The following is a 15,355-nucleotide window of genomic DNA, read 5'->3' as shown; positions in this document are numbered from 1 at the left end:
AAGTTCGCTGTATGCCAGGGGAGAGTTCACCGTGAGCCAGAGCGCACTGCAGGCAACTCCCCCCAAGACGGCGGGTGTTGCCGACCGCAGCCGCCCCACTCTGCGTCAACGTACGGTCGAAGCAGCTGAGAAGAGCTGGCGCCCGCTCGCCCTGCTGCTCGTCTGCTTCGGCGCCTGGTGGCTGATCGCCGCCACCGAGATGGTCGAGGCCTATCTCGTCCCCTCGCCCGGCGCGACCCTCGACGTGCTGCTCGACAAGTCCGACTACCTCTGGCAGCACAGCTGGGTCACCACCTACGAGACCCTGCTCGGCTTCGTCATCGCGGTGGGCGTCGGCATCCTCTCGGCGGTCCTTATGGTCTATTCGACGACCGTCGAGAAGACGCTCTATCCCATCCTCCTCTTCGCCCAGGTCGTGCCGAAGATCGCGATCGCGCCGCTGTTCGTGGTCTGGCTCGGCTTCGGCATCGCTCCCAAGATCCTGATCGCCGTGCTCATCGCCTTCTTCCCCGTCGTCATCTCGATGGTGACCGGGCTCAAGGCCGTCGATCCGGAGATGCTCCAGCTCTCCGCCACCATGGGGGCACGCCCCTGGCAGACCTTCCTCAAGATCCGCTTCCCGGCGTCGCTTCCGCATCTGTTCTCGGGCCTGAAGGTGGCCGTCACGCTCGCGGTGACCGGCGCCGTCGTGGGCGAGTTCGTCGGTGCGAACGAAGGCCTCGGCTATGTGATCCTCCAGGCCAACGGCAACCTCGACACCCCGATGCTCTTCGCGGGGCTCCTCGTCATGTCGCTGATCGGCGTGGTCCTCTTCGTGCTCGTCGAGATCGCCGAGAAGCTGCTGCTCCCGTGGCACGCGAGCCGCAGGGACGTGGCCGCCACCACCTCGTACTGACGCACCACCACGTACCGATGGCAACACCCCGCCCCCAGCCATGTCCCCCGTACGCGAGAAGGGCCGTCCCATGCACGCGCGCAGACTGCTCACCGGCCTCGTCCCCCTGGCTCTCGTCGCGGTGACCGCGACGGCCTGCGGCGGCGACGACGACAAGACGAGCACCAGCGACTCCGGCAAGGAGCTCGACAAGGTGACGCTGACGCTCAACTGGTATCCGTACGGCGAACACGCGCCGTTCTACTACGGAGCGAAGCAGAAGATCTTCGAGAAGCACGGCATCGACCTGGAGATCAGGGCGGGCCAGGGCTCGCAGAAGACCGTGCAGGCCACCGGCGCCGGGCAGACCGACTTCGGCTGGGCGGACACACCCGCGGTGCTCGCCGGTGTCGACCAGGGCGTGAAGGTCAAGAGCCTCGGCGTCTTCCTGCAGACGACGCCCGCCTCCGTGCAGTCCTTCGCGGCGCAGGACATCAAGTCGGCCGCCGACCTCAAGGGCAAGACGATCGCGGGCACGGCCGGCGACGCGCTCACCAAGACCTTCCCGATCTTCCTGCAGAAGAACGGCATGGAGCTGTCCGACGTCAAGGTCCAGAACACCGACCCGGCGGGCAAGATCGCCGCGGTGATCTCCGGCAAGACGGACGCACTGCTCGGCTACGCGAGCGACCAGGGGCCCACCATGCAGAACAAGGCGAAGAAGGACGTCTCGTATCTGCGCTTCTCCGAGAACGGCCTGAACTTCTACTCCAACGGCCTCATCGCCGGGCCCAAGACCCTTCAGGGGAACGGCGATCTGGCCCAGCGTATGACCAAGGCGGTCAGCGAGTCGTGGGCGGCCGCCGAGAAGAACCCGGAGCCCGCGGTCGCCGCCATGGAGGGCGCGTCCGAGCAACTGCCCCCGGAATCCGTCCTTTCCGAGCAGTTCAAGACCACGCTGACCCTGCTGCACACCGACGCGACCCAGGGGAAGGCGCCGGGTGCCAACACCGAGGCGGACTGGCAGCAGACGATCGACGTCTTCGCGGAGGCCGGCATGGTCAAGAAGGCCAAGCCCGTCGCGGAGTACTGGGACGCGGCCAAGGGGATCAAGGGCTGAGGGGCGGCAGGGAATGGCGAAGGATGTGACGCTCAAGATGGTGAGCGACGAGGTGCGTGTGCCGGCGGCGGGAGGGGTGCCCGCCGTGCGCCTGGCCGACGTCGCCGTCCGCTTCCGTACGAAGAAGAAGGACGTCACCGCGCTGCGCGAGGTCTCCCTCGACGTCGGTGCGGGCGAGTTCGTGGCGATCGTCGGGCCGTCGGGCTGCGGCAAGTCCACCCTTCTGAAGCTGGTCGCCGGGCTGCTCGCGCCCTCTTCGGGGGACGTGCTCCTGGGCGGTGAGCGGGTGCGCGGGCCGCGGCGCGACATCGGTTACGTCTTCCAGCGTGCCGCGCTGCTCGACTGGCGCTCGGCCCGGCGCAACATCCTGCTCCAGGCGGAGATGCGCAGGATCCCCGCGGCGCAGGCACGCGCGCGTACCGACGATCTGATCCGGATGACCGGCCTCGGCGGCTTCGAGGACGCCTATCCGCACGAGTTGTCCGGTGGCATGCAGCAACGCGTCGCCCTCTGCCGGGCGCTCCTTCACGAGCCGCCGGTGCTCCTGATGGACGAGCCCTTCGGGGCGCTCGACGCGCTCACGCGCGAGCAGATGAACGTGGAGCTGAACCGGATCTGGCGCGAGACCGGCACGACGGTGCTCCTGGTCACCCACTCGATCGCGGAGGCCGTCTATCTCGCGGACCGCGTCGTGGTGATGAGCCCGCGCCCCGGGACGGTCACGGAGATCATCGATGTCGGTCTGCCACCGGAGCGTTCGTACGCGACGACGCTGGCGACGGGCGAGTTCCGCGAGGCCACGGGGCGCATCCGCGATCTGCTGGGGGCGGCGTCCGCGCACGAGTGAGGCAGGGGCCACCGAGGACGAGCATTGCCGCACGTCTCATATTCGGGATAGCGTGCCGAATATGGAACAGGATGAGGTCGATGAACGGCTCGCCGCGCGCCTCGCCGAGCTGCGCGCCCAACACGGCTGGTCGCTCGGCGAGTTGGCGGACCGCAGCGGAGTGAGCCGCTCCACCCTGTCGCGGGCCGAGCGCGCGGAGATCAGCCCCACCGCGTCCCTCCTCAACCGGCTCTGCGCCGTCTATGGACGCACCATGTCGCAGCTCCTGAGCGAGGTGGAGGCCGAGCCCGCGCAGCTGGTGCGCGCCGCCGAGCAGAGCGTGTGGACGGACGGCGCGTCCGGCTTCGTACGGCGGTCGGTGTCGCCGCCGCACACGGGCCTGCGCGGCGAACTCGTCGAGGGGCGCCTCGAACCGGGCGCGGACGTCGCCTACGACCGGCCTCCCGTGCCCGGCATCGAGCAGCACATCTGGGTGCTCGACGGGGCGCTTGAGATCACCGTCCAGGGCGAGGAGCACCACTTGCAGGCGAGTGACTGCTTGCGGTTCCGGCTCTGGGGGCCGACGCGGTTCCGCTGTCAGGGGCGCAAGGCCGTGCGGTACGCGCTGGTGGTGGTCGCGCGATGACGGCACCGACGCGCACGGACCTGGCGCACGTGGAACGCCTGTCCGCCGACGAACTCCTCGCGGCCGCCGACGAGTTGGCCGCCCTGCTCGCCGACGTCGTGGACGGCGGCTCCTCCCTCGGCTTCCTCGCGCCGCTCGACCGGCAGGACGCCGCGGACTGGTGGCGGGGCCTGGCCCCGGCGGTCGCGCAGGGGCGGCTCGCCGTCTGGGCCGCGCGCGACGCGGAACGGATCACCGGGACCGTGAGCCTTGGCTTCACGGACAAGCCCAACGGCAGGCACCGCGCCGAGATCCTCAAACTGATGGTCCACCGTTCCGCACGCGGCCAGGGCCTGGCCCGCACGCTCCTGGCCGCCGCGGAACGCACGGCGGCCGAGGCGGACATGACCCTCCTGATCCTCGACACCGAGACGGGCAGCCCCGCCGAGTCGCTGTACCGGGCGGGGGGTTGGACGGCGGCCGGAGTGATCCCGGACTACGCGACGGATCCGGCCGGGGCGCTCCACCCGACGACTGTCTTCTTTAAGAAGCTTCATTGAGAAGCCTCTTTAAGAAGGTGGGCGGTTCGGGGGGGCACCCCAGCCGGATCCGGCACGTCAGTACCGCAGCGCCGCCAGATACCCGTAACTGTTGCGTGCCGTGGCGAACGGATCGGTCGGGCTGTCGTGCTCCACCAGCCACTGCCGGACGCCGCCCACCTGCGCGTTGTCGAACATCGCGGCGAAGTCCAGCGTCCCCGAACCGACATCGGCGAAGCCGCCGTCCGCCGCCATGTCCTTCACATGGAGCGCGGGGAAGCGACGAGGGTGACGTACGAAGTACGCCGCCGGATCCGCGCCGCCCTTGGCCGCCCAGTACACGTCCAGCTCGAAGCCGACGAGCTCCGGGTCGGTCTCCGTCACGAGGATGTCGTACAGGCTCGTGCCTTCGACCACCGCATGGTCCGTGCCGTGGTTGTGGAACAGCAGCCGCCCCAGGCCCGCGTCGCGCGACGCCTGCCCGATCCGGTTGAACTCCCGTGCCGCTTCCCGGTATCCGTCCGGCGTGTGCAGCGCGCCGGGCAGGCTCGGCACCACGGGCCACTTCGCGCCGAGCGTGTGCAGATCCGCGAGCGCCTGGGGCAGCCCGGCGCCCTTGAGCGTGTCGTAGGAGACATGCTCGAGGACCGCCCGCAGCTCCACCGCGTCGAGCATCCGCCGGATGTCGGCCGCGCCGTACCCGTGTCGGCCGCTCACACCGACCGTCGCGTAGCCGATCTCCGCGAGCTGCTCCAGAGTGCCCGCGAAGTCCTGCGCGAGGGCGGTGCGCATCGTGTAGAGATGCATGCCGATGCCGCCGCGCGGGATGCGCCGGCGCCGGGAGGTGTCATCGGCGCGAGCGGGCAGTGCGGTACCGACCGCCGCCGCGAGCCCCAGTGACGTACCGAGAAACGCTCTTCTGGTTCCGTTCGGACCTGTTCCGTTCGGACCTGAACTCCTCATGTCCACCCCTCACTTCACCGTGATCCGGACCGCGCCGGTCGTCGTGTCGCCCTTGTCGTCCGTGACGGTCAGATGCGCCGTGTACGTGCCCACGCGCGCGTACGTGTGCTCGGCGCTGCCGCTCTCGGTGCCGCCGGGCTTGGAGTTGTCGCCGAAGTCCCAGTGGTACGCGGCGGCAGTGCGGCCGTCGGGGAGCTTCACCTCGCTCGTGAGCTTGACGGCGAGGGGCGCCGTGCCACTGTCAGGGGCCGCCTTGACCGACACCTTCGCACCCGTGTTCTTCTCGACCCCGGGGCCGTTGAAGTGCAGCCAGTCGAGCGCGAACAGGTCGGGCTTCTCCGCCGACCACTGGGGGTTGGTGAACACGGCGTACAGCTTCGTCGTGCCGTCGTGGTCGGCCAGTTCGGTGGTCGGTGACACGACATTGCCCCAGCCGCCCGTGTTCGGCACGCTCACCTTGCCGAGCAGCTCACCCGTGGGGGACCCGGCCCGGAACTCGATGTCGCCGCCGAGCCCGCCCGAAGCCGCCCCCACGGTCACGGAGTCGACGCCCTTGAGGTGCACCGGGTCGAAGGCGACCCAGTCGCCGTCCTCGATCTCGATGAGCCGCTTGCCGCCGGACGCGTCCGCGCGGTCACCGGTCACGGCACCTTCGTGCGCGCCGCCGGTGCTCGTACGGTGCTCCGCCTCGCGGAAGGACGTCCGCAGCGTCAGCGAGGCGGACCCCGTCAGCGCGGGCACTCCGTCCGCGCCCTTGTCCTCGTACTGGGCGGTGATCCCGTAGTAGAGGTTCTGGCCGGGACCGTGGCTGTCCCCGGCGTCCGTCACGATCTCGCCCGCGCAGCCGGTGTAGTTGTCCAGCGGATGCAGATGGGTGTCGTGCCCGAGCTGGGACTGCACGACGACCTTCTTGCAGTCGATCGGCCCGTCCTCCTTGTCGGTCACCTTGATCTTGAACGGGATCGTGTCCCCGAAGCTGAACGTCCCGCCGTTCGGGGGCTGTTGGATCGTCACCACGGGCCGGGTGTTCCCGACGGTGATCTCCTGTACGGCAAGACCGCTCAGATCGCCCGGACCCGTCACCTTCAGACGGGCGCTGAACTGGCCCTTCTCGGTGTACGTGTACGTCGGTTCCGCCTCGGTCGAGTCGGTCGTGCCGTCGCCGTCGAAGTCCCAGGCGTACGTCACGGGCTTGCCGTCGGGCAGCCCCGAACCCTTGCTGGAGAACTTCACCGTCAGTGGGACCGTGCCGTTGTCCGGAGTGGCGCTCACGCGGGCGTCCGGGAGGCGTTTGTCGGCCACGTAGTCGATGCGGTAGATGCCCGCGCCCTCATTGCTGCCTCCGCGGCCGGTGCCGCTGCCGAGCCCGAAGTCGATGACGTACATCGCACCGTCAGGACCGAAGTCGGCGTCGAAAGGCTGATTCCATTTCATGTCCGGGAAAATGGAGTTGATCGAGTTCAGATCGCCCGCCTTCGCGGGCTCGAAGCGCGGATCGGTGAACGTCTGGTCCTTCTCCTGCATCGAGAAGACCTTGAACCACTGCCGCGTCAGCTCGTAGTTGAACCACTTCCCCTCGAAGTACTCGGGGAACTTCGTTTTGTACGTGTTGTCCGCGTCGTAGTCATAGACGGGACCGCTCATCGGGCCGCCGCCACCCGTACCGAGCTCGGGGAACTCCTTGGACGCCGAGTACGCGTACCAGACGCTCGCGGGCTGCGCCGGCGGCAGATCGCGCAGGCCCGTGTTGTTCGGCGAATCGTTCACGAGCTTCGCGCAGTCGAATTTCGCGCCCGACGTCTTCGTCGCGAAGTCGTAGTCGTTGAACGGGGTGTTGTCGCCGACGCAGTACGGCCAGCCGTAATGGCCCGCCTTGGTGATGCGGTTGAACTCGACCGTCCCCTCGGGACCGCGGTCGGCGACGGCCGCCTTCGCGTCGGGACCGTAGTCGGCCACCAGCAGGGCGCCGCTCAACGGGTCCGTGGTGATGCGGAAGGGATTGCGCATGCCCATCGCGTAGACCTCGGGCCGTGTCTTGTCCGTGCCCGGCGCGAAGAGATTGCCTTCGGGGACGGAATACGTCCCGTCGTCCTTCGGCGTGATCCGCAGAATCTTTCCGCGCAGGTCGTTCGTATTGCCCGAGGTGCCCTGCGCGTCCCAGGCGCGGCGCCCTTCGCGCTCGTCGATCGGGCTGAATCCGTCCGACGCGAACGGATCAGTGTTGTCACCCGTCGCGATGTACAGGTCGCCCTTCTTGTCGAAGGCGATGGAGCCCGCCATGTGCGAGTTCGCCCGGCCCTCGCCGCGCCAGGTGGGAATGGTCAACAGGCGCTTCTCGGTGGCCGGATCGACCTTCCCGCCCGATTCGGTGAAGCGGGACAGATTGATGCGTTTCTCGGTCTTGTCGGAGTTCAGGAGATAGAGCCAGTGGTTGTCCTTGAACTTCGGGTCGAGCGCGAGGCCGAGCAGCCCGTCCGACTGGCTCGTCATCTCGGGGGTGTAGTCGAAGTCGAGCGCCGTGGTGACCTTCAGCGTCTCCTGGTCGATGATCTTGAGCTTCCCGGTGCGCTGGACGAAGAACACCCGGCGGTCGGGGGCGACGGCCAGCTCGAAGGGGTCCGCCAGATCGTTCGTGGCGAGCGGCGTGCGCTGGAAGGCACCGGTCTTGGTGGCGGTGCAGTCGCCGGGCTTGTTGCCCGCGGCCCACTCGATGCCGCCGAGAATGTGCCGGAGGAAACCCTCTTCCTGGAAGGCCGACTTGGCGTGGCCGCCTGCCGTGTACCAGGAGCGGCCGCCGTCATAGTTCTGGCACCAGGACCACGGCTGGTCGACGCCCTCGTCGAGGCCCGTGACGCCGTCGCGCACCTTGACCTGGGCGAGCGTGTGCACCTTGCCCGTCGGATTGGCGCGCCAGTTGTACCACTCCTCCGTGCGCTCCCAGAGCTCAGGGAGGCCCTTGGTGGAGGGGTGCGCGTGGTCGAGCACCTTGATCCGCCCGGTCTGTACTTCGGGGTGCTTGTCGAAGATCGCGCCGACCAGACCCTCGTACCAGCTCCAGTCCCGCTCGCTGGCCGACGCCGCGTGCAGCCCGACCCAGCCGCCGCCCCCGCGGACGTACTTCTGGAAGGCCGCACGCTGCTCGGCGTTCAGCAGATCGCCCTTCTCCGGGGTGGAGTTGGTGTTGTTGAAGACGATGGCCTGGAAGCGGGCGAGATGGGCGTCGGTGAAGGCCGCCGCGTCGTCGGTGGCCTCGACCTCGAAGCCGTTCTCGCTGCCGAGCTTCTTGATGGCCTCGATGCCCGCGGGGATCGAGTCATGGGGGAAGTTCGTGACCTTGGAGAAGACCAGGACACGGTAGGGGGCCGCCGCGGCCGCCGGCTCTCCTTGCGCCGCCGCCCGGGGCGGGGCGGTGAGGCCGAGACCGATGACGAGGGCGAGCAGGGCGACGATCGCGAGCAGGGGTCTGAGTGCGGTGGGACCCGTGCCCGTTCTCGGCACGGTGGGACTCGTGGAACTCATGGCGCTCCCTGGGCTTGGCGGGTGGACGGCTGCCGGTAGCCGGGTGTGCGGTGAGTGTGCGAGTTGAGCTAGAAAGCGCTTTCTCAAGCGTGTTGCTCAGCGTAGGAGCCGCTCTGACGGAGGGTCAATGGGTCGGAAGGGTCTGGCGTGAGGAGGGAGCCGCCGCGGGAGCCGGTGGCCGGGCACTGGTATGAGGCCCCGCACGCGGGGGAGGGTTGACCACCAGGAAGCTGTGTCGCTCACGTCGTACAGGGAGTCGTCCCATGCCAGACCACGCCGCCACGTCCGCACCCGCCGCGTACACCGTCGGAGTCGTGAACGCGGCCGACGGCGTACCGATCGCCACCTACACCTGGCTGCCGGAGGGCAGGCCGCGCGCCTTCGTGCAGATCGCGCACGGCGCGGGCGAACACGCCCTGCGCTACGACCGGTTCGCCCGCCATCTGGCGGCGAACGGCTACGGAGTCATCGCCTCCGACCACCGCGGCCACGGCGCCACGGCCCAGTCGACCGGCGGCTACGGAGTGACGGGTTCAAGTCCCGCCGACGGCGCCGACAGCTGGCGCGCCATCGTCGACGACCTCAAGGCGATCGGCGACCAGGTGCGCGCGCTGCACCCCGACACCCCGTTCTTCCTGCTCGGCCACAGCCTCGGCTCGCATCTCGCCAGGGACTACGCCCAGGAGTACGCCGACGGCCTCGCGGGCCTCATCCTTTCCGGAACCTTCCGCTCCCTGCCCGGAGTCGAGACCGAGGAGTCGATCGCCCGCCTGGAGCGGGAGATCGCCGACCACGGCCGGACGGCGCTCTCCTCGTACATCCCCGAACTCTTCGCCTCCTTCAACGACCCGTACCCGCACCGCACCGGCTTCGAGTGGCTCTCGCGCGACGAGGCCGAGGTCGACGTGTACGTCGCCGACGAGCGCTGCGGATTCCCGTTCTCCGCGGGGCTCTGCCTGGACTGGGTGCGCGCCGTGCGCAAGATCAACGACCCGCGGAACCTGGCCAGGATCCCGGCCGACCTGCCCGTACACATCGCGGTCGGCACGGACGACCCCTGCAACCAGGGGATGACGCTGGTCCATGAACTCCTGGAGGACTTCCGGTACGTGGGCGTGGGCGACCTCACGTGGAAGGGGTACGAACGGGCACGCCACGAGATCCTCAACGAGACGAACAGGGACGAGGTGCAGCAGGACCTGACGGCCTGGCTGGACAAGCGCGTGCTGTGAGGGGAGGGGCGGGTCCGGCGCGTATCGGCGGCAGCCCTGAAGGGCCTTCGGAGGGCCGCTGTCAGTGGCGTTGGCTAACGTTCATGGCATGTCTCGAGCTCATGCCAAAGCCGCCCATGTCACGGGCGACGACGTACGCCGTATCGCGCTGGCCCTGCCGGATACGACGGAGAAGATCGCCTGGAGCATGCCCACCTTCCGGGTGGCCGGGAAGATGTTCGCCACGCTGCCCGAGGACGAGACGTCCATCGCCGTGCGCTGCCCGAAGGAGGAGCGGGACGAGCTGGTCCTCGCGGAGCCGGACAAGTTCTGGATCGCCGACCACGAGGCGATGTTCGCCTGGGTGCGCGCACGCCTCGCGGCGCTCGACACGGCCGAGCTGACCGACATCCTCGCCGACTCCTGGCGCCAAGCCGCCCCCACCCGGCTCCTGGACGCCTATCCGGAGGTGGGTGTGCCGCCGACGGACTGACGCGGGATCGCCCTACGCGGCCCCCAGAAACCCGGTGATCCGCTCCCGCAGGGACCGCGCGTCGAGGCCGTGCGCGGCCAGGTGCTCGTCGATCTGCCCATAGCGGCGCAGCTCGGCGCGGCCGACGCCGAGCCCGAGCACCCGGTGCCGGAGGTCGGCCAGCGCGTCGTTCGCGGCGGCGGTGGAGGTTCCGGCCAGATAGGGCTCGACGATCACGACGTCGGCGGCATGCGCCGCCCCCACGGCCCGGCGCAGGGCCTCCGCGTCGAAAGGCCGCACGGTGGTCGCGTAGAGCACGCCGACGTCGAGCCCCTCGGTCGCGGCGAGGACGTTGTCCAGCATCGGGCCCACGGCGATCACGACCCCGGCACGGCCCTCGCGCACGGTGCGGAAGCGTGCCCCGTCGACCGCCAGGGCCTGAGCGTTCGACTGCACCGAAAGACGGACGTAGACATTGTCGTCGCCCGCGGCGACCGCGTGCCGCAGCAGGGTCTCCGCCTCGTCCGGGTGCCCCGGCACATGCACGGTCCAGCCGTCCAGGGTGTCGAGCAGCGCCACGTCGCCCGGTGACATATGGGTGAAGCCGCCGGCGGGCCAGTCGAACGAGGCGGCCGCGCTGACCAGCACCCCGCCCACGCCCTGGTGCCCGAAGTCCAGTTTCAGCTGCTCGAACGGCCGCTCCACGAGAAAGCTCGCGAAGGTGTGCACGACGGGCCGCAGACCGGCGAGGGCGAGACCGGCCCCGGCGCCGACGAGCAGCTGCTCCCGTATCCCGACGTTGATCACCCGGTCCGGGTGCTTGCGCCGGGTGTCCTTGAACGCGTCCGCTCCGATCTCGGCGAGGACGACGGCGACACGGGGGTCTTCGTCGAGCAGCCGCGAGACGACGGGGGCGAAGCGATCACGCATGGTGTCCATGACAGAGGTACCTCCGAGAGAAGCTGACGTGGGAGTGGGGGGGGGAGGGGGAGGAGCGGGGCGGGTCCGTGGGCGGCGGTACGGCTGAGGCTCTCGGGCGGTGGTCAGCCGGCCGAGGCCCTCGGGCGGCGGTCAGATGACTGAGGCCCTCGGGCGGCGGTCAGGCCTCAGGCGATCTTGGGCTCGCTCACCGGGCCCTTCGGCTCGACCCGCGCCACGACCACGTGCGGCCGCCCCGGATGCGGCGCGGTGAACGCCGCGTACAGCGCGTCGTGATCACGGCCGTCGACGGTCTGGGCCGACCACCCGGCGGCCTCGAAGCGTGCGGCGATGCCGCCGGGCCTGGCATGCCGTGCGGAGGCGTTGTCGATCACAACGGCGTGCAGCCGCTCAAGACCGGAAGGACCCGCGAAGGCGATGGCCTCGTGATTGCTGCCCTCGTCGAGCTCCGCGTCCCCCACGAGCACCCACACCCGCGGCTCGGCGAGCCCGCGCGCCCCGAGTCCCAGCGCCGTGCCCACCGCGAGCGGAAGACCGTGCCCGAGCGACCCGCTCCCGATCTCGACCCCCGGCACGAGCACCCGGTCCGGATGGTGCCCCAGCGGAGAGTCGTACGCCCCGAAGCCCTCGAGCCAGTCGACCGGTACGAAGCCCTTGGCGGCGAGGACGGCGTAGTACGCCATGGGCCCGTGCCCCTTGGAGAGCAGGAACCGGTCGCGCTCCGGGGCGTCCGCGCGCTCCGGTGTGACCCTGAGCACCCTGTCGTAGAGCACCCAGAGGGCGTCGAGGGTCGAGGTCGCGGCGGGCCCGTGCTTCTCGTCCCCGGTCATCTGCGCCATGAGGCCCGGCAGATCGGCGTATCCGTACGCGTGTCGGCGTTCCGTTGTCGTCGTCATGCCACCGAGCGTGCAACCTCAAGCTCGCTTGAGGTCAACAGGGCGGGAAAGGCGTGAGCGATCACCGGCCGGAGTGCGGTATTGTTTCGGTGCGCGTTCGGCCAGGGGGAAACCCCAGGTCACACGGGCAACGGGACGTGGCGCAGCTTGGTAGCGCACTTGACTGGGGGTCAAGGGGTCGCAGGTTCAAATCCTGTCGTCCCGACTCGAAAGAGTCGCAGGTAGGGGTCATCTTCGGATGGCCCCTACTTCGTGTTGGGGACTCCACGCCTTGTCGTACCCGCCATCCAGAGGTTGATCGCGGTAGCGAGCTGCTGTGCAGGTCACCGAGGGATCGGCTTGGGGTGGCTGCTCCTGTGAGTCCCCTTGGCGGGACGCGAGTGCGCCGCAGGAACTCGGCTTCTTCATGGACGCACTGGCCAAGGACTCGACCGCGAGCTGAGCCCAAGCTCCCGGACCGGCATGCCAACGCGAGCACAGCCACGGTCAGTTCATCGAGTGGCACTGTCGCCGACCGCGACGCTTCATATCCAGGCGCGGCTGTAAGGGCCCCGGTGTTTCCTCGGGCGTCAGGGCGGTTACCCGGCTTCCGAAGCGACGGTCGACCGACGACGGATGGTGGTGCCGGTGGGGAGCTGGGCCACTTGCGTTCCGGCTGTCGGACCACGCGACGAGGCAGTCATGCACCGGGTCCTGCGCAACGCGGGCCGCCCCCCCCGGCAAGCGGTGACGACCGAGGTCACCGCGGGCGAGTACGGCTACACGCGCCCGCTGCCTGACGTTCCGACAGGCAGCGGCCCAGCCTTACCGGATCTCCTGACCGCCTGACTTCGACGGAGAGGAGTCCCATGTCATGTACCAGCCTGGACGCCGACGGCCACTGGCGGCGGGCGCCGGGGACACACGGCGCGTGCCCTGCGCTTCTTCGAACGGAACGGGGCCGCCTGCGGACCACCCGGGCTGTTGACCGGGATGCATCCGGTGGCAGCGCCTCCATGGCAGACGTACGTTCAGTGCGAAATGGTGCATTTCCGGCACCGTGTCCGTGTGAGAGAGGCAGTTTCGTGAGCGACGACATCTGGGGCTACCACCCCACCTCAGGGTACGAGCAGGGGATCGACCTCATCGGCTACAAGGTCGAGGCCACCGATGGCCACATCGGGAAGATCGACAAGCACTCGGAAGACGTCGGCTCCGCGCACCTGGTCGTCGACACCGGGGTCTGGATCTTCGGCAAACACGTCTTGCTGCCGGCGGGGACCATCAAGCGCATCGACACCGTAGAGGAAAAGGTCTACGTGAATCGGACGAAGGAGCAGATCAAAGCGGCCCCGGAATTCGACGAGGCCAAATACGGCAGCGAGCCCACCTATCTGGAACAGTTCGCCCGCTACTACAACCAGCCGCACATGTAGTTCTGCTGTCGGGTGGGTACTCGCGGGGAAAGCCGGCGGCAGCGCGCTGCGAAGGAGGCGGTGACACGTGAGCGCCACCCTTGAACTACGGGTCGGACGACGCAAGGTGGAAGTGAATCGGCCGGAGAAGGAGCTGTTCCCGCAGGATGGCATCACCAAGGCCGATCTCACCGAGTACTACCGGCGCGTGGCGTCGCGCATGCTGCCTGAGCTGCGCGGCAGGCCCTTGATGCTGGAGCGGATGCCGGACGGGATCGACGCGGACCGCTTCTATCAGAAGGAGGTCTCCGACTACTTCCCCGACTGGATCAGCCGCGCCACCGTGGCCAAGGAGGGAGGCGAAGTAACGCATGTGGTCTGCGACGACACAGCGACCCTCGTCTACCTCGCGGGCCAGGCGTGTATTACTCCGCACCGCTGGCTGAGCCGCGCCGACAAGCCGCGCAACCCCGACCGCCTGGTCTTCGACCTGGACCCGCCCGCTGACGACTTCGAGCCCGTACGCCATGCGGCTCATCGCCTGCATGAACTGCTTGACGAGCTGGACCTTCCCTCGGGCCTGATGACGACGGGCTCACGCGGTCTGCACGTCGTCGTACCGCTCAACCGGCGCGATGACGCCGACGACGTGCTCGCCTTCGCCCGCTCTGCCGCGCAGACGCTGGCGGCACGCCACGCGCGGGAGTTGACGACAGAGGCCCGCAAGGACGCCCGCAAGGGGCGTTTGTACCTGGACGTCGCGCGCAACGGATACGCCCAGACCGTCGTCGCTCCCTTCGCTGTCCGGTCCAGGCCGAGTGCCCCCGTCGCGGTTCCGTTGGCCTGGGATGAACTGGATGCACCGGGGCTCACCGCCCGCAGCTGGACGGTGACCGACCTCGGAGACCGCCTCGAGAAGAACCCTTGGTCGGGACTCTCACGGCGTGCGAGGGGCGTGAGCACGGCGAACCGGCGGCTGCAGGCCTTGGCGGAGTGAGCGGCGCGGGCGGGGCGGATCATGATGAGCTGAGGGATGCGGGACGGTGACGGTCACGGGCTCCCGGTGTTCGAACGCATCAGCGAGCTGACAGGGGCGAGCCGACAGAAGGAGGGCCGCCGTGAGTGAGAAGGATGGCCTGCGGGCCTACCGTAGGAAGCGGAACTTCGACAGGACGAGCGAGCCCGGCGGCGAGCGGACGGCGCAGGACGAAGCCGCGCCGGAGGCTCCGGAGGCTGAAGACGGGCCGACGTTCGTGGTGCAGATCCACGACGCGAGCACGATGCATTTCGACTTCCGTCTCGAGGTCGACGGTGTGCTCAAGTCCTGGTCGGTCCCCAAGGGTCCTTCCACGGATCCGCACGACAAGCGGCTCGCCATCCCCACTGAGGACCATCCCCTGGAGTACCGCGACTTCGAAGGCGTGATTCCCGAGGGCGAGTACGGTGGCGGGACCGTCATCGTCTGGGACCGCGGCACCTACCGTCCGACCAGTCACGACAAGCGCGACCGGCCGGTGCTCTTCGGCGAGGCCCTGGAAAAGGGCCATGCCACATTCGATCTGCACGGCAAGAAGCTGCACGGGCAGTTCGCCCTCACCCGGTTCCACGGCCGCGAGGAGAAGAGCGGTGGGTCCGCGGGGAAGCCGACGTGGCTGCTCGTTCGGACCGGCTCCGGGCGCGGCACGGGCGGTGGAACTCCGGACCCGCGGCGAGCCCGCTCGGCGCGCAGCGGCCGCACGCTGCGCCAGGTCGCCGAGGATCCGAACGCGCCCAGATGGGCCGCGAACGGCGGTGAGCAGCGGTGACCGGTCTGCCGGACACGCTGTCACGGCGACCTTGCTGTTCGCGACGTCGGCGGGCGCAAGTCCCTGTGTCGTAGCCGGGCTGACAGGTGTGCTCGTGGCGGGCCTGGGCGACTACGCCGTATGGCTTCTCGCGGGTACAGCTCTCCTCGGTGCCCCGGCACCTCCCGGAATT

Annotated in this window: 14 protein-coding genes and 1 tRNA gene; 11 read left to right on the top strand and 4 right to left on the bottom strand. The window is 69.1% G+C overall.

Features of this window, described 5'->3' with window-relative positions; translation table 11 throughout:
* Window positions 1–31 precede the first annotated feature (31 nt).
* The 5 genes from AB0G47_RS26955 to AB0G47_RS26935 all read left to right on the top strand — a co-directional run bounded on the left by AB0G47_RS26955 (window position 32) and on the right by AB0G47_RS26935 (window position 4,005).
* Complete coding sequence (locus AB0G47_RS26955) at window positions 32–895, top strand: ABC transporter permease (RefSeq protein WP_360774900.1); 864 nt, start codon at window positions 32–34, stop codon at window positions 893–895.
* Window positions 896–965: 70 nt separating this feature from the next.
* On the top strand, window positions 966–1,994 hold the full coding sequence (locus AB0G47_RS26950) for an ABC transporter substrate-binding protein (protein ID WP_360774897.1): 1,029 nt from the start codon (window positions 966–968) through the stop codon (window positions 1,992–1,994).
* A 37-nt stretch (window positions 1,995–2,031) separates the two neighbouring features.
* The gene (locus tag AB0G47_RS26945) at window positions 2,032–2,841 is read left to right on the top strand and encodes an ABC transporter ATP-binding protein (RefSeq protein WP_360775130.1); all 810 of its coding nucleotides are present in this window, start codon (window positions 2,032–2,034) and stop codon (window positions 2,839–2,841) included.
* A 61-nt stretch (window positions 2,842–2,902) separates the two neighbouring features.
* Window positions 2,903–3,466, top strand: coding sequence for an XRE family transcriptional regulator (locus AB0G47_RS26940; protein ID WP_360774895.1), 564 nt, complete (start codon window positions 2,903–2,905; stop codon window positions 3,464–3,466).
* Complete coding sequence (locus AB0G47_RS26935; RefSeq protein WP_360774892.1) at window positions 3,463–4,005, top strand: GNAT family N-acetyltransferase; 543 nt, start codon at window positions 3,463–3,465, stop codon at window positions 4,003–4,005. The genes AB0G47_RS26940 and AB0G47_RS26935 overlap by 4 nt, the downstream gene beginning before the upstream one ends.
* 57 nt (window positions 4,006–4,062) lie before the next feature.
* Here the strand turns inward: AB0G47_RS26935 and AB0G47_RS26930 are convergent, their stop codons facing one another.
* Both AB0G47_RS26930 and AB0G47_RS26925 read right to left on the bottom strand, forming a co-directional pair.
* Window positions 4,063–4,947 (bottom strand): sugar phosphate isomerase/epimerase, encoded by an 885-nt coding sequence (locus AB0G47_RS26930; protein ID WP_360774889.1) that lies wholly within the window; start codon window positions 4,945–4,947, stop codon window positions 4,063–4,065.
* 9 nt (window positions 4,948–4,956) lie between these two features.
* Entirely contained in the window at window positions 4,957–8,466 is a 3,510-nt protein-coding gene (locus tag AB0G47_RS26925) for a ThuA domain-containing protein (RefSeq protein WP_360774886.1), read from the bottom strand.
* 263 nt (window positions 8,467–8,729) lie between these two features.
* Between AB0G47_RS26925 and AB0G47_RS26920 the strand changes: the two genes are divergently transcribed.
* Window positions 8,730–9,698, top strand: a complete 969-nt coding sequence (locus AB0G47_RS26920; protein WP_360774883.1) for an alpha/beta hydrolase — start codon at window positions 8,730–8,732, stop codon at window positions 9,696–9,698.
* An 88-nt stretch (window positions 9,699–9,786) separates the two neighbouring features.
* On the top strand, window positions 9,787–10,170 hold the full coding sequence (locus tag AB0G47_RS26915) for an MmcQ/YjbR family DNA-binding protein (protein ID WP_360774880.1): 384 nt from the start codon (window positions 9,787–9,789) through the stop codon (window positions 10,168–10,170).
* A gap of 12 nt (window positions 10,171–10,182) precedes the next feature.
* On the opposite strand, the gene AB0G47_RS26910 is transcribed toward AB0G47_RS26915, so the two are convergent.
* Both AB0G47_RS26910 and AB0G47_RS26905 read right to left on the bottom strand, forming a co-directional pair.
* A complete protein-coding gene (locus AB0G47_RS26910) occupies window positions 10,183–11,088 on the bottom strand; it encodes a transketolase C-terminal domain-containing protein (RefSeq protein ID WP_360774878.1) in 906 nt (301 codons plus the stop codon).
* 167 nt (window positions 11,089–11,255) lie between these two features.
* Window positions 11,256–11,984, bottom strand: coding sequence for a transketolase (locus AB0G47_RS26905; protein WP_360774875.1), 729 nt, complete (start codon window positions 11,982–11,984; stop codon window positions 11,256–11,258).
* Between the two features lie 131 nt (window positions 11,985–12,115).
* Here AB0G47_RS26905 and AB0G47_RS26900 point away from each other — a divergent pair.
* The 4 genes from AB0G47_RS26900 (at window position 12,116) to AB0G47_RS26885 (ending at window position 15,183) form a co-directional block, all read left to right on the top strand.
* Window positions 12,116–12,189: transfer RNA gene (locus AB0G47_RS26900), tRNA-Pro, on the top strand.
* An 859-nt stretch (window positions 12,190–13,048) separates the two neighbouring features.
* The gene (locus AB0G47_RS26895; RefSeq protein WP_360774872.1) at window positions 13,049–13,399 is read left to right on the top strand and encodes a PRC-barrel domain-containing protein; all 351 of its coding nucleotides are present in this window, start codon (window positions 13,049–13,051) and stop codon (window positions 13,397–13,399) included.
* Between the two features lie 67 nt (window positions 13,400–13,466).
* Window positions 13,467–14,375, top strand: a complete 909-nt coding sequence (gene ligD / locus AB0G47_RS26890) for a non-homologous end-joining DNA ligase (protein ID WP_360774869.1) — start codon at window positions 13,467–13,469, stop codon at window positions 14,373–14,375.
* Between the two features lie 121 nt (window positions 14,376–14,496).
* Window positions 14,497–15,183, top strand: coding sequence for a DNA polymerase ligase N-terminal domain-containing protein (locus AB0G47_RS26885; protein ID WP_360774866.1), 687 nt, complete (start codon window positions 14,497–14,499; stop codon window positions 15,181–15,183).
* The last annotated feature ends 172 nt before the right edge of the window (window positions 15,184–15,355 follow it).

This window comes from Streptomyces sp. NPDC021622 (assembly GCF_040640795.1).
Taxonomy (GTDB): Bacteria; Actinomycetota; Actinomycetes; order Streptomycetales; family Streptomycetaceae; genus Streptomyces.
The sequence above is the reverse complement of the archived record's forward strand: the minus strand, read 5'-3'. Positions and strand labels throughout refer to the sequence as shown.